The organism is Anaerococcus sp. Marseille-P3625 (assembly GCF_900232825.1).
Taxonomy (GTDB): domain Bacteria; phylum Bacillota; class Clostridia; order Tissierellales; family Peptoniphilaceae; genus Anaerococcus.
Window position 1 is genome coordinate 259,967 of sequence record NZ_OCTP01000010.1, and the last position, 24,216, is coordinate 284,182.

Here is a 24,216-nt window from a genome sequence, read left to right on the forward strand (position 1 = left end):
ATTTTCGCTTTCTATGATATAATAAAATAATAAAAATCGGGAGGAAGAAAATGAAAGTAGTTTTATTAAATTATACAAAAGATGCAGAAGAAACTATAGCTCAAGCTGGAAAGCTTTGCTATTCGAGGGTTGGTGTAGACGAAATTAGAGAAAAACTAAACGAAAATTCAATAGAAAAATACATAACAATGCTTACTAATATGGGACATTTATCCCCGATTGAGCATGTAAGCTTTACTTTTGCAGTAGAAGGAGTTTCAAGAACACTAACTCATCAACTAGTAAGACATAGACTAGCTTCTTACTCCCAACAATCTCAAAGATATGTAAGATTAGATGATTTTCAATATATAATTCCACCATCAATAGCTGAAAATCCGGTGGCGAAAAAATATTTCATAGAAGCAATGGATCAAAGCCAAGAAGCTTATGAAAAAATTGTCGACCAATTATTTGAGAAAAACTATGAGGAATTTTTAAAAGAGGGGATGAGCGAGAAAAAAGCTAAATCATCTGCAGAGAAAAAATCCATAGAAGATGCAAGATACGTATTTCCAAATGCTTGCGAAACAAAGATTGTTTTTACAATGAATGCCAGAAGCCTTTTACACTTTTTCTCCTTAAGATGTTGCAATAGAGCTCAATGGGAAATAAGAGAATTGGCTTTTCAGATGGTAAAAATTTGCAAAGAAATCTATCCGAATTTATTCAAAAACGCTGGGCCAAATTGCCTAAATGGTCCTTGTCCTGAAGGCAAGATGACTTGTGGGAAAATCGAAGAAGTTAGAGAAAAATATAGAAATCTTTAGCTATAATAAATAATAAATAAAAAATACTCTCTGAATTTTGTAATTTACAATATCAGAGAGTATTTCTATTTATAAAAATATTTATGGTTGTATTTTATTTACATTTAATATTTTTCTCATTATTAACTTTGCAAAGCCATCTGAGCCTGGAATATTAGGATGAGTTCTATCTGGGGCAAGATAATTTGCCTTATCTTTGATGAAATTTCTCCAATCCACCAAATGAGCCTTGTCGTTTTTGTCGCAATATTTTTTGATTTCTTCATTTACATAATCCATATAAGATTGAGTGTGAGAAGTATTTACAAAATAAACATCACGACCTTCAGCTATTTCCATAATCTTATCCATATCAGAAACATTGGCAGAACCATTAGATCCTAAAGAAATAACAACAATATCTCCTAATCCTACATTGTTTTTTATAGATTGAAGAACTGCTGGTCCATCAATCATGTCACGACCAACTTTACCATCCAGATAAAAATTTGGTATGAATTTTCTGATATAGGAATCAGCATTTAAAATAACCGAATCTCCAACTGAACTTATAGAAATATTTGCCAAGTATTCTTTTTCTTTGTCTGTAAATTCAAAATCATCATAGGCTTTTTCAACAAATTCTTCTTTTTTGATTTCTTCTTCTTTTTCTTTTTCTTGCTTTTCCAAGTCAGCTTTATTGGCCTTTTCTATTTCTTCTTTTTTCTTTTTCTCAGCTTCTAATTTTGCTTTTTCATTTCTTTCTTTGATTTCTTCTTCATTTTGGGTAATTTCTTTTTTTAGATTGGCGATTTCTTCTTTTTTCTTATTGCCTATGGCAAGTGAAATTACATTTAAAATAATTAAAACAATAAATGTAGAAATAAAAAGTCTTCCCTTTAGTTTCTTTCCAGAAAAAATTTTATAAGTGATTTCTCCAAGAATTATAATTATCAAAAATTGAACAAGTATATTTGTAAACACATTTTCAAAGATATTAGCAAGAAAATATGTGAAAAATATTTGAACAACATATTGCCACAAATAAAAATAATAACTTCTATCTCCAACATATAAGAGGAATTTTGTAAAGATGTTATAATTACTTTTATCTATTAAAAATCTATCTTCAAATTCATATAAAGCGGTTACAAGTAGACCTATAATTATAGTGTAAGCAATAAAAAATAGTCCATATGAGCTTATTTTTCTTCCACTTATGATAAAAAATGGAATTAGCATTGCGAATATAAGGACGCTTATTGCAACAAGAAAGCTTGATTTTTTGCTAAAGTAATTTTTTTTGAAATTCTTAGATAATAAAGCCAAGAGTCCACCTAAAGCAAAGGCAGAAAATCTTGTATCAATTCCATAATAAATTCTTGTAATGTCCTTAGGGGATTTGCCAAAATGAATAATGGCTACAAAGCTAAGAATGGTTAATACAAAATAAATTATGATTTTTATGGAATCATTTTTACTTTTTGCTAAAAGTTTATTTATTAGATAATAGATTCCTATAAATTGCATATATAAAGAAATGTACCACATGTGCAAAAATATATTAAAATTACCAGATTGATTAAAGTAATCATCTCCAGCAAAAATTCTTCTAATATTTTCAAAGTTAAATGCTACAGGAAGTACAGATTTTATACTATCGTCAAATATTTCCCTAGCAAAAATCAAAGCGACAATCATACTTATGGCCATTATAAAATATATTGGCGCCATAATATTCGTAAATTTTCTAAAAAATTGTTTAAAACTGTAGGATTTCTTTTTCTGACTTCTTTCGCTTAAAAATCCAGACAAGAGCAAAAAAATAATTACTGCCAAGTATCCTCCTGGCAGCATATGTGAATATCCATGAAATAAGGATATAGCAAAAAATGCGATTGCTCTAAGTATTGTAAGCAAATAATATTCTTTTTTTAAAGTTTTTCTTCTTAACATAATCTTAACCTCGACAACAGATATATTATAACACAAAGTGTTAAGATTTTATAAAGTTTAAGAAAATTATTTAAGTTGGTAACCCATAGAAATAATAGATTTTCTGGCTAAAACATCCATGGCATCAACTATATAATCCAAATTTTCAATTCCTTCTACTAAAGATAATTCGGTGCAAGCGATAATTATACGATCAACATCATGATCTTTTATATCAGAAATCATCTTTATAAATTCATCTTTTTTGGTATTATTAGTTTCTTTAATACTATAAATAGTTTCCATTATAAGATTTTTTTCTTTCTCAGATAATTTTATAATATTTATATCAAATTTATCTGCATACTTCTCATATATTCCTGAATCTATAGTTCCTCTAGTTCCTAAAACTGCTATATTTTTCGCCTCATTTTCCTTACAATATTTAATTGTTTCATAAATCATATTTATAATATTAACATCAGTCATTTTCACAAATTCATCATAAAAGTAATGCATAGTATTGCATGGAATTGCGATGTTTTTTGCAGATAATTGTTCTAAAGTTTTCAAATCTTCCTTTGCTTTTTCTAAAAGTAGATCTTTTTCTTTTCCAGTTAAAATAACACTGGTTCTATCAGGTATTTGAGGATCAGATAAGATAATCGTAGGAATATGGTCTTGATCCTTATTTGCCTTTGTATATTTAACAATTTTTTCATAAAAATGTGCCGTGCAAAGAGGGCCCATACCGCCTAAAATTCCTAATTTTTCCATAAAATCCTCCTAGTCAAAATATTGCTTTTTACATTATACGCTTATATAATATATAAAGCGATTAAAAGAAATGGAGAAGATAATGAACGAATTTTTACCGATTATACTTGGATCAGACCTAAATACATATTCAATTGCTCGTGAAATTCATGAGGCTTATGGGATAAAATCAACGGTAGCTACATCTATGATTTTAGCTCCTTGCTTAAATTCACAAATAATTGATTTTTATAAAAGAGATAATTTTTCCAAAGATGAGGATATTTTTTGTAAAACCTTAAATGAAATATATGCGGATAATAAAGATAAGTACAAGGAATTTATTATATTTTCACCTGATGATAATTTTAGAAATATAGCTATTAGAAATAGAGAAAGATTAGATTTTGAAGTTCATTTACCATACGCAAATCTTAAAAAAATTGATGAATTACTTACAAAAAATTCTTTTTATGAAAAAATAGCCAAGCTTGACCTTGCTCCAAAAACTTTATTAGTTAACAAAGAAAATTATAAAGATCAAGATTATCCTGAAGATGTCTATATCAAGGCAAATAACGATATATTTTATAAAAAAGACAGATTTGATGGTTGGCAAAAAGGCTATCATTCTAAATCAAAAGACCAAACTATAAAAATAATAGAAAAAATTTACCAAAATTCTTATGATGATGAAATACTTGTCCAAGAATTCCTAAAAGGAAGCGATGGAACGGAATTTAATGTAGATGGTTATAGGTCAAAAGATACTATTAGTATTGCAAAATGCAAAAACATTCTATTGGATAAGAGAGTGGAGTGGATTGGAAATTACGTTGCAAAAATCGACACAGATGAAGAAATTCTAGTAGATTATGCCAAAAAAATTGTAGAGACTTTAGGAGTTTATGGATTATTTAATATAGACTTCAAAAAAGATATAGAAACAGGCAAATTTTACGCTTTTGAAATAAATCTTCGCCAAGGTCGCAGCCATTATTATGCCACACAAAATGGAGTGAATTTATCAAAAATAGCCATAGAAGATCAAATTTATGATAATCAACTAGAAATCATAGGAGATAAAGCTTTTTCATATTATAATTTAAAGCTAAAAGAAACAATAGATAATTTAGCTGATAATTTTAAAGATGAATTTACTAAAGAGAAACGCATGGCAAATGCTATAAACCCGCTAATTTACGATAAGGATATGTCTTTTATGAGAAAGATAAAAATCCACAAATACCTTGATAGATTAAGCAAAGAAACTTTCGAAATAAAAGAAATTTAAAAAAGCTCCAGCATTAGCTGGAGTTTTTCAATCTTCAAATAGATTATCATTTTCAAATATCAAAGGTTTTGCTGGATAAGTTTCGCTTGAAAAATCGTACATTTTCATAAGATAATCGTATAGGTCTTTTTTGTTTTCAAATACAACTGCCTGATAAGGAGATGTAAAGGCAAGTTTTTCAACAAGCATTAATCTATTATCATCAAGAGTAAATAAAATTCCTGTGTGGCCTATGAATAATTCGTTATCATTTTCATCTAACGAGGAAAAAACATAGACAGAAATTATAGAAAATTTATCTGATTTTGGGAAATTTATGCCATTTTCCTTCCAAAAATTCTTTATTTTCTCTAAATGAATTTTGGAATCTCCTGTATTATCTGTTTTTATTGCTGAATAGAATTTGTTAAATTTCTCTATTTCAGATCCTTCCAAAGTTGGAACTGGTGGGTTTTTAAAAGAAGAATTGTCGATTTCTATAGCTGATAAATTTGATTTTTCAAGATTTTTTATTTGTATTTTGTCTGAAACTAAGCCAAAAGTTGTAATTCTACAGTTAACTCCTGCAAATTCCGGATATTTGTTAAATATACTATCCTGCATTTTATCTACATCATATTCTGGTATTTGATTAGATTTTTGATAGTCTTTGCTAGCTAACAAAGTCTTATCGATATTGGAATTAAAAAAATCCACTTGTTTGAAAAATCTTTCTATGTTATTTTTGCCAAGAGAACTTTTTTCCATTAAATCTTTTACATATTTTTTTGATTTTTCATCTGTAAGATTTGAATAAATATATTTATAACTCTCGTTTTTTGGAATTTTTTGCTCTTTGCAAGAAGATAAGCTAAGAAGAGTAAGTAAAACTAACAATAATTTTTTCATAAAACTCCTTTAATAAAATCTAAGAGACCCTAAGGTCTTAACTTAAAATATTTCTTTTTCTGTTATAATATAATCTAATTTTTGGTCAAATTCATCCACATCAATTTCTGCAACTTCAAAATCACTTGCAAATAAGCCTGCTGATGTGGTTTGGTTTTCATTTAAAAATCTATCGTAATAACCTCCACCATAGCCAAGGCGATTTTTACTTCTATCAAAGCCAAGACCCGGGACAAGAGTTAGGTCGGGATTTTCTATAAATTCTTTCCTATAAGATGTTGGAATTTTAAATTCTCCCTTAACAAGATCTTTTGTGTCATAAATTCTTACTGCTTTCATCTCTCTTTTGTAAGGATCACTTATAAAAGGAACGTAAACATCCTTACCAAATTCAAGAGATTTCTTGATTATTTCATAAGTATCAACTTCATCATTAACCGACACATAGATGAAAATTGTTTGGGCATCGGCAAAGAGAGAAGAATTAAGGAAGCTAGAATATATGCTGTAGTCAATCATTTTTTTCCTAGTTGGATCCATATTATATCTTATATCTCTAAATTTTTTTCTTAAAAATCTTTTGTTGTTTTTTTCGTTCATATTTTTATTTTCCTTATTTGTATCTTGTAAAGACTTTTCTACAATTTTTTTTAAGGAAGTGTTATCTTCTTTAAATTTTGCAATTTCTTCTTTTGATTCGATAGCGTAATTTTTTCTTATAGCATCAATTAATTCAGCTCCCAAAATCAATACGTTGGAAACTATGGTTAGCCAAATGAAAAGTGCCAAAATCCCTGCCAAAGCTCCATAAACAACGGACTGTTTAGAAAAATTTGTTATAAAAAATGAATAAATGAAAGTTGCTATATATATTGTAATTGTGGCAAACAAACCTCCACGAAAAGCATCTTTATAATCAACCCTATCATCCTTATTATTAGGTGCATATCTATAGAAAAATCCAAAGGCCAAGGAAATTATTAAAATTGGTGCAAGAGTTAAAATAATTCTATACAAAGGAGAGGTCAAAGTTGCGATAATATTATCGAAAAATCCTCCAAAGGCTTTATCAGACAATCTAGTTAATATATTGTATTTGATAAAACTAAGAATATTAGGTCCATATATTTGTGAAACCAAGATGAATATTACAAAAATTATAAATACAAGTGTGTATAAAACTGAAATCAATCTTTTTTTGATTGCTCTTTTTTCACGTTCTAAACCGTAAGCTCTGTTAATAGCCGTTATTAGATAATCTATACCCTTTGTTGCTGACCAAAGAGCAAATAAAACTGTAATGATATTTACAGAAGCAGATGATGAATTTATAAAAGTAGTATCTATCACTCTTATAGCAAGCTCTCTAGCATTTTCAGGTAAAAAATCTATTAGAGAATAGATAGCCTCAACATTATCTTTCAATAGTCTTGATACAACATTTACTAGCACCATCAATAGGGGGATAGATGCTTGTAAAAGGAAAAATGAGAGAGCTGCAGAGTTTGTACTTATATTGTGTGTTTTAAATCTGTATATTAAATTTTCTAAAGTTTTCCTGATTTTTATTTTTGTTTCTAAATTCATTATTTCAGATGTCCATCGAACCATTTCTTAATCTCTTTTAATCTTTTTAACCTAGCGTGAGGTTTTCCAGATCTGGATAATTCGTGATTTTCTCCATGGAAAACAAACATTTTGCTTTCAACTCCATTAAGTTTAATCTTACTATACATTTGCAAACCTTGCTCTAGTGGGCAACGATAATCACAATCTGAATGGATAAATAGGGTAGGTGTTTTAACTTTGTCTGCATATTTTATAGGAGATTGATCCCAAATATTATCAAAACTATTCCAAATATCGCCATTTGTTTGATCACTTGCAAAATAATAGCCAATATCGCTAACTCCATAAAAGCTAGTCCAATTTGAAATTGATCTTTGAGAGCAAGCTGCCTTAAATCTATCAGTGTGACCGATTATCCAATTTGTCATAAAACCGCCATAAGATCCACCATAAACTCCCATTTTATTTGCATCAATTTGTGGGAATTTTTCAATAGTCAAATCAGTAAAGTGCATCAAATCATCATAGTCTATATCTCCGTATTTACCACGAATATCAGAAAATTTAACTCCATTGCCACTTGAGCCATGTGGATTAGTGTAAATTATAATATAACCATCATTTGCAAAAACTTGGTGTTCGTGATGAAAAATATCAGAAAATTCTGTTTTTGGTCCACCATGGATACTTAGAATAGTAGGATATTTTTTATTTTCATCAAAATCTGTCGGCAAAAGTACATATCCTTTTAGCATATCTCCGTTGGATTCAAATTCAAAAGTCTTAATAGGAGAAACATTACTTTTAACTTTATTTGCTATTAATATTTTTTCTACTTTATTTTTCTTTAATTCTGCCAAAGTATTTTCACCCATAGAAAAATAATAAATATCTTCATCTTTTATGGAAAAATCTTCAACTTCATCATCTATTTCCAAAAATAAATTGCCGTTAATATCGATAGAATAAAGCTTGGTGGATTCTTTTTCTGTACTTATAAAGTATAATTTATCATTTGCTTTGACAAAAGTTTTGCCATCTCCGTATCTTGCATCAGTACCCAAAGAATTGCCAAAGTCCATATCAAAATCATCATCGTTTATTTTTTTGTAATTTCCATCAAAATCGCAAGAGTATATAAAGGCATCTTCATTTACTCCACCTTTTTCCATATTTGTTGCCACAAAAATTATCTTATCATCCAAAAATTCTGCCCTATAATATGAAAACTCGTTTTTTATCAAAGTTTTTTCTTCTTTTGAGTTGATATCTAACAAAATAAGATCTTCTTTAAGACCCATCACTTTATTTTCGTCGTAATTTGTTTTGCTGAAAATAGCCTTGGTAAAATCATCATTTAAGCTAAATTGATTTATTTCCTTATCAAAATTTGAATCGATTATTTTACTTAATTGATCTTTTTTGCTGTCGTAAAAATAGTAGGCAGAAGGTCTATAATCTAAATATCCTTCTCCATTAGCGTAAAATGGCAAAGTATCAAGTTTTTTAAAGTACTTATTTTTTTCATCTTTTGCTTTTTCTTTTTTGCTTTTTTTATCACTTGCTTTTACTAGAAATAAGTCGTCTTTTAACCATTTGATACTAGTTACATCTTTTTTTATAGAAAATATTTCTCTGCCAATTCCATGGTCAGTAACTTTTTTAAAGCTGTCTTTTTCGTTATTTGACCTTGCCTTATAAATTAAATTACTGTCTTTGTCAAAAGTATAAATGGAAGAATCACCTTCGTCTGTGATAGGATAAGTTTCACCTGTTTTTGTAAGGTAAATCCAAATATTTAAATCATATTTGTTTTTTTCAAAATTGCCTTTAACTCTTGTATATGCTAATTTACTTTTATCATTAGATATATCTAAATTTGAAAAAAATTCATAGGATAAAATATCTTTAATTTTAGTTTTTTTCATTTTTTTTTCCCCCCCCAAATCAATTAATTAATTTGCTAATTTATATAGTTAATTATACGATAAAATTTACTTTTAGAGAAATTATTGTGTTTATAATTAATCAGATAGGGGTAAATAATTAAAAAGTAAAGGAGAGTAGTTATGAAAATAGATTTAAGGGGAAAAAATTTAAACATAACTGATGACATTTCTGAAGAAGTTGAAAAAAAGTTTTCTAGACTTGATAAATACTTCAAAGAAGAACAAGAATTGGATGTTAAGTTATCTAAAGAGGGAAATGAATTTGTTGCTGAAACAACAGCAATGCTAGGAGGTGGAACAATCCTACGTGCAGAAGCAAGTGATGAAACTATCTATAACGCTATAGATAGAGTTATGGATGCACTTGTTAAACAAGTTAATAAATATAAAACAAGATTAAGAAAAGATAGACATCAAGCTTCAATTAGATTTGAAAGCTTTGATAATAATATAGATGAAAGTTCAGATGAAAAAGAACTAACAATCAAAAGAGATAAAACAATTTCAGTTAAGCCTATGAGTACCGAAGAAGCAATTTTGCAAATGGAACTTGTAGATCATGATTTCTTTGTATACTTAGACGATGTTGATGGTGATGTTAATGTCGTTTATAAGAGAAAAAAAGGAGATTATGGAAGAATAAGACCAAGAAAATAGAAAAAGAGCATTTATGCTCTTTTTTTGTTGAAAAAAGCCAATAAATAAGGTACTATCATCTTTAAGTAATCATTATTTGATAAGAATTTAAACGCAGAGTCTTATTGACTAGAATATTCTGCGTTTTTTCTATGAAATATTTAAATCAAAAGTATAATTATTATATTAGTTTACAAATAATCTATTATCCTTTATTATATTAATGGAAAAGCTTGATTATTTTGTAAATCGAGAGAATTGGAAGGTGAAAAATTTGGCAATATTTAAGCTATTTAAATCATTTAGTGAAAAAGAAATTGAAAATAACCAAAAAGCTGTAGATCAAATTCTTGCTCTGGATGAAAAAATGCAACAATTAACTGATAGCCAGTTAAGAAATAAGACAGAAGAATTTAAAGAAAGATACAAAAATGGTGAATCTTTGGATGACTTATTACCAGAAGCTTTTGCTGTAGTTCGCGAGGCAAGTGATAGAGTTTTGGGTATGAAACATTATCCAGTGCAATTACTTGGTGGCATTGTTCTACATAACGGTCAGATTGCTGAGATGAAAACAGGTGAAGGAAAAACTCTTGTTGAAACTTGTCCAGCTTACCTAAACGCACTAACTGGTAAGGGCGTTCATATAGTAACAGTTAACGACTATCTAGCTAAGCGTGACCAAGAGTGGATGGGTAAAATTTATACATTTTTGGGAATGTCTGTTGGATGTATTGTCTATGGTCTAACAAATAGCGAAAGACAAACAAACTACAACGCAGATATTACCTATGGTACAAATAACCAATTTGGTTTTGATTACCTAAGAGATAACATGGTAATTTACAAGGAAGATATGGTTCAACGTGGACTAAATTATGCTATAGTCGATGAGGTTGACTCAATACTTATAGATGAGGCTCGTACACCACTTATTATTTCTGGTCAAGGAGATGAATCTACCGATACTTATATTAAGGCAAACGAGTTTATTTTAACTCTTGAAGGTAGAATACTAGATCCAAACGAAGATGCAGATATAGATCCTTTTGATAGAGAATTTAAGGTTGAAGATGTAGATTTCCTAGTTGATGAGAAGAGAAAGACATCTAACCTTACAGAAAAAGGTACTGCAAAAGCAGAAAAATTCTTTGGCATTGAAAACTTATCTGATAGCGAAAACTTGGAATTATCTCACTATATTAACAACGCCCTAAAAGCAAATACAACTATGCATAGAGATATTGATTATGTTGTAAACAAAGGTCAAGTTGAGATAGTTGATGAGTTTACAGGTCGTATTATGCAAGGTAGAAGATTCTCCGATGGACTTCACCAAGCTATAGAAGCTAAAGAAGGCGTTGAAGTAAAAGCAGAAAGTAAAACACTTGCAACAATTACTTTCCAAAACTACTTTAGAATGTATGACAAGTTATCAGGCATGACTGGTACTGCAAAAACAGAAGAAGAGGAATTTGATGAGATTTACAACCTAGACGTTGTTGAAATTCCAACAAATAGACCAATTGCAAGAAAAGATGATGTAGACCATGTTTATATAAATGAAAATGGAAAGTACAAGGCTATAATTGATGAAATCAATAGAGTTCATCCAACAGGCCAACCAATCCTAATAGGTACAATTTCTATCGAAGCAAGTGAAAGATTATCAGCTGCTCTAAAGAAAGCTGGAATCAAACACACAGTACTAAATGCCAAAAACCACGAAAGAGAAGCTGCAATTGTAGCAGAAGCAGGAAGACTTGGAGCTGTAACAATTGCAACCAACATGGCAGGTCGTGGTACAGATATTATGCTTGGTGGTAATGTCGATGATATGGCTATGCAAAAATTAAAAAGAGATGGAATGAGCGAAGAATTGCTTGAACAAGTTGATAGCTTTGCTGAAACAAATGACCAAGAAGTTCTTGAAGCACGTAAAAAGTATAGACACGAAAAAGATTTAATCAGACCAAGAGTAAGAGAAGAAGCAGAGCTTGTTAAAAAAGCAGGTGGATTATATATAATTGGTTCAGAACGTCACGAATCAAGACGTATAGATAACCAGTTAAGAGGTCGTTCTGGAAGACAAGGTGACCCAGGTCAATCAAGATTTTTCATCTCTCTTGAAGATGATCTAATAAGATTAAATGGTGGAGAACAAGTTGCAAAATTCATATCAAATGCTAATTTTGATGAAAATGAACCAATAGTTTCAAGAATGGTAACAAAATCAATAGAAAAAGCCCAAACAAGAGTTGAGGCTAATAACTTTGCAACACGTAAAAGAGTCCTACAATACGATGATGTTATGAATAAACAAAGAACAATTATTTATAACGAACGTAAGGATGTACTTTATGGACACGATATGAAAGAAGCTATTATTTCAATGATAAAAGAAGTAATAGAAGGATCAGTATATTCTTTCACCAATCCTGAAGTAAAACCAGAAAATTGGGAAATGGTTGCCTTATTAAATCACCTAAACAGCCTAGGAATTCCAGTAACTCAATTGCATTTTGAAAATATAAATGATTACACCCAACAAGAATTGATTGATTATATATATCAAGCTACTCTAGCCAAATATGAGGATAAGGAAGCTCAATTTGGTTCTGAAAATATGAGAGAAGTTGAGCGTGTAATTATGCTTCGTGTAATCGACCAAAAATGGATGGATCATATCGATGCTATGGATCAAATGAGAAAAGAAATAGGCGTTCGCGCTATGGGTAATGACGATCCAGTTCGTGCATACACCAATGAAGGTTTTGATATGTATGAAGAAATGACAAGATCAATCCAAGAAGATACAGTTAGATACATGATGAATGTTGAAATCAGACAAAATATTCAAAGAAAGCAAATTTTAAGACCAGATAAAGAACTTCAACCAGCTGACGATGGAAGTGACGATATAAGTGTGCTATCAGCTGATGAATTAAAAGAAAATGAACAATACAACAATTTAAATAGGGCAGAACGTAGAAGACTTGAACGTGAAGCTAGAAAAAATAATGTAAAGAGATAAAAATGACCGAAATTTACGAACTTAGAGAAAAAATTGAAGAATTATCTAAGGCAATAAAATTAATAGGAGATTCTCTTTGACCCAATAAAATTGGAAGCTGATATAGCAAGACTTGAAAAAGAAACTTACAAAACAGATTTTTGGGATGATAGTCAGAAAGCTCAAAAAACTATGTCTATCTTAGCTGAAAAAAAAGATGAATTTGAAGAATATAATTTCATTAAAAAAAGTCTTGATGATGATGTTGACTTACTCGATTTAGTTGAAATGAGCGAAAATAGGGAGAGTAAAACTTTAGAGGAAATCGAAGATAATTTACTAGCCTTGTCAAAAGAAATCAAAACCATGAAGTTAAAAATCCAACTTAATGGTGAATATGACAAGAACAACGCTTATATGTCGATAAATGCTGGAGCAGGTGGACTTGAAGCTACAGATTGGGTTAGTATGTTGCTTAGGATGTACACCAGATATTTTGAAAGACACGGTTTTAAATATACCATAACAGAATTTAATAACGAAGAAGCTGGTGGAATCAAATCTGTAACCTTATATGTAAGTGGTCCTTTTGCTTATGGTTATCTTAATGGAGAAAAGGGCGTTCATAGATTAGTTCGAATTTCTCCTTTTGATAGCAACGCCAGACGTCACACATCTTTTGCATCGGTTGACATTTATCCAGAATTAGATGATATTTCTGATATAGAAATCGATCCTAATGACCTTAGAATTGACACCTACAGAGCAAGTGGAGCTGGTGGCCAACATGTTAATAAAACTGATTCTGCAGTTAGAATTACCCATTTGCCAACAGGAGTTGTCGTAAGTAGTCAAGCAGAAAGAAGTCAAGTGCAAAATAAAGAAACTGCTATGAGACAACTTTATGCAAAGCTTATACAAATAGCCAAAGAAGAGCAAAGAGAAAAAATATCCGATATTAAAGGCAAATACACTCAAATTGCCTGGGGAAGCCAGATAAGATCCTATGTTTTCCAACCCTATACACTAGTAAAAGATCATAGAACAAATTATGAAGTAGGTAATGTTGAAAGTGTGATGGATGGAGATATACAAGGCTTCATTGATGCTTATTTAGCTCTTAATACTAATGATAATTAATGGGAGGATAAGATCCTCCTTTTTTATAGGAGAAAAAATGACTGACAAAAAAATTATTTTAACTGGAGATAGACCAACAGGAAGACTACACTTAGGTCACTATGTTGGTAGCTTAAAAAATCGAGTATTGATGCAAGAAGCAGGCGATTATGATCAAATGTATATAATGATTGCAGATAGCCAAGCCTTGACAGACAATTTTGACAATCCAGGAAAAATTAGAGAAAATCTTATCGAAGTTGCCCTAGATTATTTATCTGTTGGCATAGATCCTAACAAAGTTACAATATTTGTCCAATCTCAAATTGAAGAACTAACTGAACTTACATTTTATTTTCTAAATCTTGTAACACTTTCAAGGCTTGAAAGAAATCCAACCGTAAAATCAGAAATTAAGTTAAGAGGCTTTGAAACAAGCCTTCCAGCAGGATTTTTGATTTATCCAGTAAGCCAGGCTGCTGATATTTTGTTATTTGATGCAAATATTATTCCAGTTGGAGTTGACCAAGAACCAATGCTTGAGCAAGCAAGAGAAATAGCCAGATCTTTTAATAGTATATATGGTGAAATTTTTACAGAACCAAAGGCAGTTTTACCAGAAAATGAAACTGCAAGACGTATGCCAGGGATAGATGGCAATGCAAAAATGAGTAAGTCTTTGGGTAATGCCATATATTTAGCAGATGATAAAAAGACTCTAAAGAAAAAAGTTATGAGTATGTTTACAGATCCAGATCACATAAACATAGACGATCCAGGAAAAGTTGAGGGAAATGTTGTATTTACTTACCTTGATGTATTTTCTAACGAGAGTCACTTCCAAAAATATTTGCCAGAATATAAAAATCTTGAAGAGCTTAAAGCTCACTACAGAAAAGGTGGGCTAGGGGATGTAAAAGTTAAAAAATTCCTAATAAAGGTCTTGGAAGAAGAATTAGAGCCAATTAGACAAAGAAGAGCTGACTATGAAGCAAATATTGATAAAGTAGTAGATATTCTTCAAAAAGGAAGCGAAAAGGCAAGAAAAGTTGGCAGACAAAAAGTTAACCAAGTCAAAAAAGCCATGGGAATTGATTATTTTTCTGATGATAAATTCTTAAAAGAAATGGAAAATAAATATAATAAATAAATTCACAAGTCATAAGCGATAAACTTATGACTTTTTTATTAAAAATTTCTTGTATAATAAAAATTTTATTGTATAATTAAAAATAAAACTTCTCTTTCACTTTAAAGCGTGATATAGTTTTTTTAAATTTATTTTATTAGGAGATAATCATGGACAAAAAATTTAGTTCAAAAGTTGGTTTTGTCCTTACTGCTGTTGGTTCGGCCGTCGGGATGGCAAACATATGGGGTTTTCCATATAAGTTACAAGATGGTGGTCTTATATTTTTAATATTTTATATATTTTTTGTAGGTCTATTTTCTTATGTGGGCTTGACAAGTGAGTTTGCAGTTGGCAGATTAAGTCAAGCTGGTACTTTGGGTGCTTATCAGTACTCTTTTGACTCAACTAATAAAAACAAAACAATATCAAAATTAATCGGATTTATTCCCTTAACTGGTATTTTTCTAATAGCTATTGGATACTCTGTAATAGTTGCATATGTTTTTAAGGCCTTGATCGACTCAATTACAGGTGAAATAATGACTACTGATGTAAGTTCATGGTTTGCAAGTTTTGCTAATACAGAACGCTCAGTAATTCCTTTTCATTTAATTATTATAATAGTAGCCATACTAACTTGTATTGGTGGAGCATCTACAATGGAAAAATCAAATAAAGTTATGATGCCGGCATTTTTTGTATTATTTCTATTATTAGGAATTAGAATTTTACTCTTACCAGGAGCTATTGATGGTTATAAATATATGCTAAGATTTGATACATCAAAGCTTAATCTAAATACCATTGCAGCTGCAATGGGACAAGCATTCTTCTCACTTTCCTTGACAGGATCAGCCATGGTAACAGTTGGATCTTATATAAAAAAAGATATAGATATAGTTGACTCATCAAAGCAAACAGGTCTATACGATACAATAGCTGCTCTACTTGCTTCTTGTGTAATGATTCCAGCTTTAAGCGTGTTTAATATGCAACAAGTTGGAGGACCTAGCTTGTTATTTATTTCCTTGCCAACTATTTTGCAAAATATAAAATTTGGTAGAATATTTTCTATATTTTTGTACTTGGCAGTAATATTTGCAGGAATTTCATCATTACAAAATATGTTTGAGCCAGTTGTAGCCTCATTGTTATCAAGATACAAAAAATTAAGCAGGAATTTCATGCTAATTTTGGTAGGAATTTTGACCTTTGCATTTTCTGTAAATATGGAAACAATTGATAAAGTAGGTCATTACATGGACATAGTTTCCATCTATATTATTCCAATTGGCGCATCAATTGGTGCAGTAACTTGGTTTTATATACTAAAAAAAGATTTGTTATTAGATGAAGTAAACTTATCAGCAAAGAAAAAACAAACAAGCAAATGGTATAATATAGGTAGATTTGTTTACGTACCTATAGCTGTAATACTTACACTATTAGCCTTGATATTTAAAATATCATTCTAAAAAGGAGATTTAATTGATAAAATACTTACTTTGGGATATAGATGCCACTTTGCTAAACTTCAAAAAAGCCGAATATTTTGCCATGAGAGATGGCTTTGAAAAATTTCAACTTCCCATAGATGAAAGTCAGATCAAAAATTATAATTTGATCAATGATAAATATTGGAAAAGACTAGAAAGAGGAGAAATTACAAGAGAGATGGTTCTTCATGGTAGATTTCGTGAATTTTTCGATGGACTTAATATAGCATATACCGACGAACTTATCTATGATTTCAATAAATTTTATCAAGTAGAACTTGGAAATAACATATTTTTCAATGACAATGCCAAAGAAACTCTAAAAGCTTTAGAAAAAACATACAAGCAATACGCTATTACAAACGGTAGCATTGTAGCACAAAAAGGAAAACTCAAAAAATCTGGACTTGATAAAATCTTTGACGGTGTTTTCATATCAGAAGAAGTGGGCATAGATAAACCAAACAAGGAGTTTTTTGATATAGTTTTTGAAAATATTGGTTCAACAGACACTAGAGAATATTTATTAGTAGGAGATTCTTTAACATCAGATATATTGGGAGCAAATAACGCTGGAATAAAAAATGTTTGGTATAATCCAGAAAATGCTGATAATAAGGCAAATGTAAAAGTCGATTACACAATAAATAATCTAAAAGAAGTCATCGAAATATTAGAAAATATATAATAAATCAATACAGATAGTATTAATTAGCCAAATTATGTTTTCATGATTAAATATAAATGTCTCTGGGTAAAAATATAAAAAGTTCACGAGGAGATAATTATGAGAATAAAAAAAATAATATTTTCTTTATTAGCAGTTTTAGCATTTTCAAGCATATCCTATGCAGATAATAGTGCTGATGTTGATTTTAAAGATACAAAGATTAAGACTTGGTACAATAGTTTAAGCCAAGAAGAAAAAATCTCAAAGAAATTAGTTATAGAAGAATTAACAAACTTGGATAATAAAAGAAGTGAATGGTTAGAATGGTATGATTCTTTATCTGATGAAGGAAAGCTAGCAGTTGATTTTGATGGATATAGATCAGCAATTGATTCTATCATAAAAAATAACAAAATAGCTTATATTAACAGACTAGAAGAGGCCATAGATAAAAACCAAGAGCAAACAAAAATAGCAAAAGATTTGCTAGCAAATTATCCAAAAACTGTAAGTAAGATAAAAGACAAACTTGAAAAAATAATCGACCACTCTTTAAAATTAGTAAAAGAAGCTGAAGAACTTTTAATGGAACTTGAAAAATAAAGAAATTTAAAATTAGGGAAAATATTCTCTAATTCAAAACCCCAGAACTAAAAAGATCTGGGGTTAATTTTATATTAAGCTTCTACTGAATTTTCCCAAAGACCGTGGATATTGCAATAGCTTAGTGCATAAACTTCTCCACTTTTTTCTGTCTTAATTTCAACATCAACCATTGGTTTAGAATAAATTTCTTCTTCGCCATGAGCGCTAAAGTTATAAGAACCAACTTCGATTGGGAATTTAGAACCTTCTGGCTTAAAGAAAACTTTGATCCAAGCAATGTGGTGTTCTAAGGTGTTTGGATGTTCAATTTCTTCGCCAACTTGAGCTTTGATTTTTAGTAAGCCATCAGCTTTTTCTACGTGTAGAACAGGTACGTGTTTTTCAGCTTTCCAATCAGCAGTTTGAACTGTTTCAGTTAATTTCATATTTGCCTCCAATATTTTTAATTCTTAACATTATTTATATACCCAAGCTTTTTTCTTTGAAACAAGAGTAAGCAAAAGATTTACTATAAGGATTTTAATTTCCGCTTATCTTAACGTTCTTCTCCTTTTAATTTTTCTTTTTTTATTGATGTTCCTAGGGCCAAGCCAATTAGTATTCCTTCTGATAAAGCTAAGCCTAAGTCACTAGAAAAAAAGATAAAAGAAATTGCTATTGCTAAACACAAAGCTTCAAATATATAGGAATTATTAATAGAAAGAATCTCCTTATTCTTTTTAACATTGGCAAAAAATATTACAAAAGATAAGCCTGCGATTATCCAAGGCAAAGCAGCATTTAAAAAGTCAGTCATAACTTTCTCCTTCCTTATATTTAAAGCTTACCCGAAAAATAGTTTGCTTTTGTAAAGATTAGGTAAAAAAATCTTCCTAGATTATAAAATCTAAGAAGATTAAAAATTGTTATTCTGCTTTATTTTTTGCTAATTGATATAGGGTTTTGACTTGAACACCTGTTGCACCCTCTTGATATGGGCCTTGAGCTTTTGAAAGATAGGCAGTTCCTGCTATATCAAGATGTACCCAAGGATAATCTTCAATAAATGCTCCTACAAACTGACCAGCGGTAATTGATCCAGCAAGTCTTCCACCAGAATTTTTGATATCAGCAACTTCTGAATTATTATATTTTCTTAGGAAATTATCATTTGGTAGTTGCCAAATTTTCTCATCAGTTTCTTTTGCAGCTTTTAGAACTTCATCCATGGCTTCTTGATTGTTTGTAATTGCTCCAGTATAAGTTTCTCCAAGGGCAACTAAAACTGCACCAGTTAGGGTTGCAAGATCTATAATCATTTGTGGTTTATATTCTGTAACTCCATAATTTACAGCATCGGCAAGAGTAATTCTTCCTTCGGCATCGGTATTGTCAACTTCAATTGTCATTCCATTACGAGCTTTTATAACATCACCTGGTTTGTAAGCTCTACCAGAAATGCTATTTTCGCAAGCTGCAACAATTCCAACAACATTTACTTTTAAATTATTAGAAGCGATAGCTTTTAAAGCTCCAATTACTGTTGCAGATCCGCCCATGTCGGAATTCATCTCTTTCATGCCATCAGAAGATTTTATTGAATATCCACCTGAATCATAAGTTAGGCCCTTACCTACAAAAACAAGAGGCTTTTGATCGTCATTAGCCTTTAAATATTCCATTACGATAAATCTTGGCTTATTATCAGAACCTTTTGCAACTTGTAAAAAAGCCGTTAGACCCATTTGACGAATTTGATCTTCTTCGTAAATTTTTACATCAACACCGTATTTAGAAAGTTCTTCTTTAGCTTTATTGGCTAGAGTTTCAGGATAAATATCATTTGATCTTAAATTTACCAAATCACGAGCGAAACTTTGTGCATCTATTACTTTTACAAGTTCTTCCATATTTTTTTCATAGGAATTAAAGGAAGCTGGTAAGTTTATATTTTCTATATTGTATTTAGTTTTTTCACTTTTGTAATAGTCAAAATTATAGCCTGCAAGGATTAAAGAATTGACAATATTATAGATATAATCTTCCTTATCAAGTCCGAGTTGATTGTCATCAAAAGAAATTTCTGTAATTTCTTTATTTAGGAAAAATCTTCCTAATTTATAAACTGCTTCTTTAAAAATTTCCCTATCAAAGTTTTCTTTTTCGCCAAGACCTAAATAAATAAGATTATCATTCAAATCTGGGAAAACTTCACCAATAGATCCGTCAAAAAATTCATTTGAAAAATCGTCTTTAAAAGTAAATCTTACGAGATTTTTTTTAGAATCATTAAAATTAATTTTCATACAAACTCCTTTTTATTTGATAATATAACTATATGCCAAAATTAGTTAATAGTAAAATTTTATAAATTAATAGAAAAATTTCCTATTATAAAGTATGATAATAACAAAGAAATATACGAAAATTGCGTTTGTTTGCTTTTAGTGGTATACTAAAAAATATGAAATTGGAGGTGTCTTTATGGAAAACTTATTAGCAGTTGTTTTGATGCTTGCATCACTTATAATAATAATAGCTGTAACATTGCAAGATCCAAAAACTGATGGTTTGGGAACACTAGCTGGCCAAGAAACTAACGTTTTTGGTAGAAGTGCTCACAAAACAAAAAATGAAATGCTTGATAAAGTTGTAATTGTTGGAGGAGTATTGCTATTTTTAACAAGTATAATCTTTTTAGCAGTTATGTAGGGGCTAGAGATAGGAAAACTATCTAGCCTCTTTTTTATTAGGAATAAGAAAAGAGTTAAAAATGAATTTAAAAGATCTCATAGTAGATATAGTTTACGATAAGGATTATTCTCCGCTTACCACAAATGAAATGGTAAAATTTTTAAAAGCTGATAAGTACATGAAAGATGTAATTATCGATGCTATCAAATCTTTGGAAAAAGAAAATAAAATTAGAATTAGCCATAAGGGAAAAATTTTAGCCTTAAGTGAAGATGAAAAATCACTTTTTGGTAGGATCGAACTTGCTCAAGGTTCCTATGGATTTTTCATTTCTGATAATGAAAAAATGAAAGATGTCTTTATATCAAAAGAAAATCTAAAGCAAGCTTTCCAAGGCGATCGAGTTAAGATAGAAATAATTAAAGAAGCAGAAAATGGGAGAAATGCCGAGGGTAGAGTTGTCGATATAATTGAGCATAATAAGGCTAAAATCATAGGCACTTATGAACAATCAAAGAATTTTGGCTTTGTAATTTGCGATAATAAATCAATTGGCAATGATATTTATATAGCCAAAAAATATTCCAAAAATGCTAAAAACAAAGACAAGGTTATAGTTGAGATTATAAATATACCAAAAAAAGGCAATCCCGAAGGTAGAATCGTTGAAATAATCGGTCATAAAAACGACAAAAATGTAGATATCTATACAATAATTGCTAAACACGACATACCCTATCAATTTTCTAAAGAAACTAAAAAAGAAGTTTTATACATCAATGAAACACTTCAAGAAAGTGACTATATAGATAGAGTTGACTTTAGGGATTTATTTACAGTAACAATTGATGGTAGAGATTCAAAAGATTTTGATGATGCTATCTCCATAGAAAAAAATGGTGAAGATTACGATCTTTATGTCCATATAGCCGATGTAGCTAATTATGTAAAAAGGTCGACAGCAATTGATAATGACGCTTATGATAGGGGAAATTCAACCTATCTATATAACATAGTTGTTCCTATGCTGCCAAAAGAATTATCAAATGGAATCTGTTCGCTAAATCCAAATTCTGATAGACTAACTTTAAGCTTAAAAATGACTATTAATAATAAAGGCAAAGTTATTGCCAATGAATTTTACCAAGCAGTTATAAATTCCAATTACAGGCTAGTTTATGACGATGTAAATGATTTTTTAGATGATAAAAACGAAAGCATTTACACCGATGAAATTCTTAAAGAAAAATTATTGCTTTTTGATGAACTTTATAAAATTTTAAGAGCAAAAAGAGATGAAAGAGGAGCAATTGACTTTAATTTTACCGAAAGTCAGATAGATGTATCAGATGATGGCAAAGTCTTAAATATTGAAGTTTTGGAACGTGGAAGCGGCAACAAAATGATAGAGGAATTTATGCTTGCTGCAAACGAAACTGTTGCAACTTTATTTGCCTACATGGATTTTCCGTTTATCTATAGAATACATGAAAAACCGAAGGCAGAAAAGATAGAAAAATTTAAAAAATTTCTCAACACCATGGGCTATAATATCAGAGGAAATGATCTTTATCCAAAAGATTTTCAAAAAATCCTAAAAGAAGTTGAAGGTGAAGATAAGGAAAAAATTGTAAATCTTCTAATGCTTAGAACCATGCAAAAAGCAAGATATTCCAAAGATTGTAAAGAGCATTTTGGATTATCGACAAAGTTTTACACACATTTTACAAGCCCAATTCGTAGATATCCAGATTTGATAGTTCATAGACTTTTAAAAGCTTACATTGAGAATAAACTAGGTAAATTTAACAGGGTAAGCTTAGAAAATTCTTTAGAAAAATCTAGTGAGCATTTATCAATTACAGAACGCCGCAGTGAGGATTGTGAGCGTGAAGTGGAAGATTTGATGAAATGTAAATACATGAGAAGATATATAGGCTGTGAGTTTTACGGAGAAATCAGTTCTGTTACTGATTTTGGAATTTATATAGAGCTAGAAAACACAGTTGAAGGCCTATTTATGTATAAATTTTCAAAAAATCACTATGAATTTATTGAAGAAAAATTACAAGCCTATGATACGACAAACAAAAAATATTATAGTTTGGGCGATAGAGTTAAAATCAGAGTAAAGAAAGTTGAAATAATGAAAAAGAATATAGATTTTGAATTATTGGAGGAAGATGAAACAGTTAGCCAACAACAAGAAAGCCTTTCATGAATATTTTATAGAAAAAAAATACGAGGCAGGAATTGAACTAATAGGTCAAGAAGTCAAAAGTATAAAGCAAGGTAAGGTTAGCATCAAAGAATCTTATATAGGCGATAGAAATGGGCAAATGTATATTTACGGAATGCATGTAAGTCCATTTAAAGAAGCTTATGATAAAAATGTCGATCCTTTAAGAACAAGGAAATTATTACTTCACAAAAAAGAAATTAATAGCTTGATAGGCAAAAAAACTCAAGATGGATACACAATAGTGCCTCTTAGTGTTTACGAAAATAAGGGTTTGATAAAAATTGAGATAGCCCTAGCCAAGGGTAAAAAATTATACGACAAACGTGAAGCCATTAAGAGAAAAGATGCTAAGAGAAGGATAGATAGAGCTCTAAAAAATTATTAAAATTTATCTTATATGATAATATCTATAAAAAACGGGTAAATAAAATATAGATACTGAATATAAGGAGATGATTATATGAAAATAAAAAACGTAACTATAGCAGGTGGCGGAGTATTAGGAGCTCAAATAGCTTATGCAACAGCTTTTCATGGATATAATGTTACAATTTGGGGTAGAAGCGAGGGTTCTATTGAAAGAGTTAGACCTCGTATAGATCATTTGCACGGAATCTATACTAAGGAATTAGAAATTGCTCCATCATATATAGGAGCATCAAATCCAAATTACCCAAGATCATTTTTTGCTGATAAAAGTGAAATTACAGAAGAAAAAATTGCTGAGCTAAAAAAACTTAATGAAAAAGTTTACAAAGAATTAAAATATACAACCGATTTAAAAGAAGCATTTGCAGATGCTGATTTGGTAATAGAAGCAATTGCAGAAAGAGTTGATGAGAAAAAAGCCTTTTATGAAAAAATAGCACCTTTCCTAAAAGAAGAAGCAATAATCGTAACAAATTCATCAACACTACTACCATCAACTTTCAAAGAATATACAGGAAGAGAAGAAAAATTCTTAAGTTTACATTTTGCTAATAATATTCATAGACAAAACCTAGCAGAGGTTATGAAACATGATACAACTAGCGAAGAAGCTTTGAATTTAGTAGTTGATTTTGCTAAATCTATCGGAATGTATCCAGCAGTTATCAAAAAAGAGCAACCAGGATATATTCTAAACTCACTTTTAGTTCCGCTTTTAGATGCAGCCTTAAGACTATATGGAAATGATGTTGCAGAACCAAAAGATATAGATATGGATTGGAAAATTGGAACAGGCTCTCCACGTGGACCATTTGAAATAATAGATATAGTTGGAATTACAACTGTAATTAATATAACAAGTTTAAGCCCTGAAGTAAAAGATAAGAATTCCGCTTTGGCAAAAGCTGTTGAAAAATTAAAAATAAGAGCAGAAAAAGGCTTAAAGGGAATTGAAAGTGGAGAAGGTTTCTATAAATACAATTAAATAGAGAAAATACAAAAGCTTTCCAGAAAAGATCTG

Annotated in this window: 21 protein-coding genes; 13 read left to right on the forward strand and 8 right to left on the reverse strand. The window is 30.0% G+C overall.

Annotation, left to right across the window (positions count from 1 at the left end):
• The first annotated feature begins 50 nt into the window (after window positions 1-50).
• Window positions 51-809, forward strand: coding sequence for an FAD-dependent thymidylate synthase (thyX, locus tag CS884_RS02530; RefSeq protein ID WP_099320499.1), 759 nt, complete (start codon window positions 51-53; stop codon window positions 807-809).
• An 81-nt stretch (window positions 810-890) separates the two neighbouring features.
• Here the strand turns inward: thyX and CS884_RS02535 are convergent, their stop codons facing one another.
• Window positions 891-2,744: an acyltransferase family protein gene (locus tag CS884_RS02535; RefSeq protein ID WP_099320500.1), complete on the reverse strand. Its 1,854-nt coding sequence runs from the start codon at window positions 2,742-2,744 to the stop codon at window positions 891-893.
• A 66-nt stretch (window positions 2,745-2,810) separates the two neighbouring features.
• Window positions 2,811-3,500 (reverse strand): aspartate/glutamate racemase family protein, encoded by a 690-nt coding sequence (locus tag CS884_RS02540; protein ID WP_099320501.1) that lies wholly within the window; start codon window positions 3,498-3,500, stop codon window positions 2,811-2,813.
• Window positions 3,501-3,582: 82 nt separating this feature from the next.
• Between CS884_RS02540 and CS884_RS02545 the strand changes: the two genes are divergently transcribed.
• Window positions 3,583-4,773, forward strand: coding sequence for an ATP-grasp domain-containing protein (locus tag CS884_RS02545; protein WP_099320502.1), 1,191 nt, complete (start codon window positions 3,583-3,585; stop codon window positions 4,771-4,773).
• Between the two features lie 27 nt (window positions 4,774-4,800).
• Here CS884_RS02545 and CS884_RS02550 read toward each other — a convergent pair whose 3' ends face one another.
• Genes CS884_RS02550 through CS884_RS02560 form a run of 3 tightly spaced genes read right to left on the reverse strand, consistent with a single transcriptional unit; the run spans window position 4,801 to window position 9,158 of the window.
• The gene (locus tag CS884_RS02550; protein WP_099320503.1) at window positions 4,801-5,661 is read right to left on the reverse strand and encodes a DUF4300 family protein; all 861 of its coding nucleotides are present in this window, start codon (window positions 5,659-5,661) and stop codon (window positions 4,801-4,803) included.
• Window positions 5,662-5,703: 42 nt separating this feature from the next.
• Window positions 5,704-7,248 carry a 5-formyltetrahydrofolate cyclo-ligase gene (locus tag CS884_RS02555; protein WP_180753291.1) on the reverse strand — a complete coding sequence of 515 codons (1,545 nt, stop codon included), beginning with the start codon at window positions 7,246-7,248 and terminating at the stop codon, window positions 5,704-5,706.
• Window positions 7,248-9,158, reverse strand: a complete 1,911-nt coding sequence (locus CS884_RS02560) for a S9 family peptidase (protein WP_099320505.1) — start codon at window positions 9,156-9,158, stop codon at window positions 7,248-7,250. Before CS884_RS02560 ends, CS884_RS02555 begins: the two co-directional genes overlap by 1 nt.
• Before the next feature lie 141 nt (window positions 9,159-9,299).
• Between CS884_RS02560 and hpf the strand changes: the two genes are divergently transcribed.
• The 7 genes from hpf (at window position 9,300) to CS884_RS02595 (ending at window position 17,848) form a co-directional block, all read left to right on the forward strand.
• On the forward strand, window positions 9,300-9,836 hold the full coding sequence (gene hpf / locus CS884_RS02565) for a ribosome hibernation-promoting factor, HPF/YfiA family (RefSeq protein WP_099320506.1): 537 nt from the start codon (window positions 9,300-9,302) through the stop codon (window positions 9,834-9,836).
• A 253-nt stretch (window positions 9,837-10,089) separates the two neighbouring features.
• Window positions 10,090-12,849, forward strand: a complete 2,760-nt coding sequence (secA, locus tag CS884_RS02570) for a preprotein translocase subunit SecA (protein ID WP_099320507.1) — start codon at window positions 10,090-10,092, stop codon at window positions 12,847-12,849.
• Between the two features lie 2 nt (window positions 12,850-12,851).
• Window positions 12,852-13,968 (forward strand): peptide chain release factor 2 gene (prfB, locus tag CS884_RS02575; protein WP_099320508.1). Its coding sequence is split into 2 segments (ribosomal slippage): window positions 12,852-12,926 and window positions 12,928-13,968, totalling 1,116 coding nucleotides; the frame shifts between segments, so codons are not numbered across the junction.
• 37 nt (window positions 13,969-14,005) lie between these two features.
• On the forward strand, window positions 14,006-15,097 hold the full coding sequence (gene trpS, locus CS884_RS02580) for a tryptophan--tRNA ligase (RefSeq protein WP_099320509.1): 1,092 nt from the start codon (window positions 14,006-14,008) through the stop codon (window positions 15,095-15,097).
• 149 nt (window positions 15,098-15,246) lie between these two features.
• Window positions 15,247-16,554: a sodium-dependent transporter gene (locus CS884_RS02585; protein WP_099320510.1), complete on the forward strand. Its 1,308-nt coding sequence runs from the start codon at window positions 15,247-15,249 to the stop codon at window positions 16,552-16,554.
• Between the two features lie 13 nt (window positions 16,555-16,567).
• The gene (locus CS884_RS02590) at window positions 16,568-17,263 is read left to right on the forward strand and encodes a YjjG family noncanonical pyrimidine nucleotidase (protein WP_099320511.1); all 696 of its coding nucleotides are present in this window, start codon (window positions 16,568-16,570) and stop codon (window positions 17,261-17,263) included.
• A gap of 99 nt (window positions 17,264-17,362) precedes the next feature.
• The gene (locus CS884_RS02595; RefSeq protein ID WP_099320512.1) at window positions 17,363-17,848 is read left to right on the forward strand and encodes a hypothetical protein; all 486 of its coding nucleotides are present in this window, start codon (window positions 17,363-17,365) and stop codon (window positions 17,846-17,848) included.
• A 74-nt stretch (window positions 17,849-17,922) separates the two neighbouring features.
• On the opposite strand, the gene CS884_RS02600 is transcribed toward CS884_RS02595, so the two are convergent.
• From CS884_RS02600 to CS884_RS02610, 3 genes are all read right to left on the reverse strand, one after another.
• Window positions 17,923-18,276 (reverse strand): class II SORL domain-containing protein, encoded by a 354-nt coding sequence (locus tag CS884_RS02600; RefSeq protein WP_099320513.1) that lies wholly within the window; start codon window positions 18,274-18,276, stop codon window positions 17,923-17,925.
• 110 nt (window positions 18,277-18,386) lie between these two features.
• Window positions 18,387-18,647: a hypothetical protein gene (locus CS884_RS02605; RefSeq protein ID WP_099320514.1), complete on the reverse strand. Its 261-nt coding sequence runs from the start codon at window positions 18,645-18,647 to the stop codon at window positions 18,387-18,389.
• A gap of 109 nt (window positions 18,648-18,756) precedes the next feature.
• Complete coding sequence (locus tag CS884_RS02610; protein WP_099320515.1) at window positions 18,757-20,136, reverse strand: leucyl aminopeptidase; 1,380 nt, start codon at window positions 20,134-20,136, stop codon at window positions 18,757-18,759.
• Window positions 20,137-20,314: 178 nt separating this feature from the next.
• Between CS884_RS02610 and secG the strand changes: the two genes are divergently transcribed.
• The 4 genes from secG to CS884_RS02630 all read left to right on the forward strand — a co-directional run bounded on the left by secG (window position 20,315) and on the right by CS884_RS02630 (window position 24,180).
• Window positions 20,315-20,542, forward strand: a complete 228-nt coding sequence (secG, locus tag CS884_RS02615) for a preprotein translocase subunit SecG (protein ID WP_099320516.1) — start codon at window positions 20,315-20,317, stop codon at window positions 20,540-20,542.
• 61 nt (window positions 20,543-20,603) lie between these two features.
• A complete protein-coding gene (gene rnr, locus CS884_RS02620) occupies window positions 20,604-22,745 on the forward strand; it encodes a ribonuclease R (protein WP_099320517.1) in 2,142 nt (713 codons plus the stop codon).
• Window positions 22,708-23,151 (forward strand): SsrA-binding protein SmpB, encoded by a 444-nt coding sequence (gene smpB / locus CS884_RS02625; RefSeq protein WP_099320518.1) that lies wholly within the window; start codon window positions 22,708-22,710, stop codon window positions 23,149-23,151. Before rnr ends, smpB begins: the two co-directional genes overlap by 38 nt.
• 75 nt (window positions 23,152-23,226) lie before the next feature.
• Window positions 23,227-24,180: a 3-hydroxyacyl-CoA dehydrogenase gene (locus tag CS884_RS02630; RefSeq protein ID WP_099320519.1), complete on the forward strand. Its 954-nt coding sequence runs from the start codon at window positions 23,227-23,229 to the stop codon at window positions 24,178-24,180.
• Window positions 24,181-24,216: the final 36 nt, after the last annotated feature.

Coding starts and splice junctions, on each gene's coding strand:
- thyX (WP_099320499.1), top strand. CDS start 51: ATGAAAGTAGTTTTATTAAATTATACAAAAGATGCAGAAGAAACTATA.
- CS884_RS02535 (WP_099320500.1), bottom strand. CDS start 2,744: ATGTTAAGAAGAAAAACTTTAAAAAAAGAATATTATTTGCTTACAATA.
- CS884_RS02540 (WP_099320501.1), bottom strand. CDS start 3,500: ATGGAAAAATTAGGAATTTTAGGCGGTATGGGCCCTCTTTGCACGGCA.
- CS884_RS02545 (WP_099320502.1), top strand. CDS start 3,583: ATGAACGAATTTTTACCGATTATACTTGGATCAGACCTAAATACATAT.
- CS884_RS02550 (WP_099320503.1), bottom strand. CDS start 5,661: ATGAAAAAATTATTGTTAGTTTTACTTACTCTTCTTAGCTTATCTTCT.
- CS884_RS02555 (WP_180753291.1), bottom strand. CDS start 7,248: ATGAATTTAGAAACAAAAATAAAAATCAGGAAAACTTTAGAAAATTTA.
- CS884_RS02560 (WP_099320505.1), bottom strand. CDS start 9,158: ATGAAAAAAACTAAAATTAAAGATATTTTATCCTATGAATTTTTTTCA.
- hpf (WP_099320506.1), top strand. CDS start 9,300: ATGAAAATAGATTTAAGGGGAAAAAATTTAAACATAACTGATGACATT.
- trpS (WP_099320509.1), top strand. CDS start 14,006: ATGACTGACAAAAAAATTATTTTAACTGGAGATAGACCAACAGGAAGA.
- CS884_RS02585 (WP_099320510.1), top strand. CDS start 15,247: ATGGACAAAAAATTTAGTTCAAAAGTTGGTTTTGTCCTTACTGCTGTT.
- CS884_RS02595 (WP_099320512.1), top strand. CDS start 17,363: ATGAGAATAAAAAAAATAATATTTTCTTTATTAGCAGTTTTAGCATTT.
- CS884_RS02600 (WP_099320513.1), bottom strand. CDS start 18,276: ATGAAATTAACTGAAACAGTTCAAACTGCTGATTGGAAAGCTGAAAAA.
- CS884_RS02605 (WP_099320514.1), bottom strand. CDS start 18,647: ATGACTGACTTTTTAAATGCTGCTTTGCCTTGGATAATCGCAGGCTTA.
- CS884_RS02610 (WP_099320515.1), bottom strand. CDS start 20,136: ATGAAAATTAATTTTAATGATTCTAAAAAAAATCTCGTAAGATTTACT.
- secG (WP_099320516.1), top strand. CDS start 20,315: ATGGAAAACTTATTAGCAGTTGTTTTGATGCTTGCATCACTTATAATA.
- rnr (WP_099320517.1), top strand. CDS start 20,604: ATGAATTTAAAAGATCTCATAGTAGATATAGTTTACGATAAGGATTAT.
- smpB (WP_099320518.1), top strand. CDS start 22,708: ATGAAACAGTTAGCCAACAACAAGAAAGCCTTTCATGAATATTTTATA.
- CS884_RS02630 (WP_099320519.1), top strand. CDS start 23,227: ATGAAAATAAAAAACGTAACTATAGCAGGTGGCGGAGTATTAGGAGCT.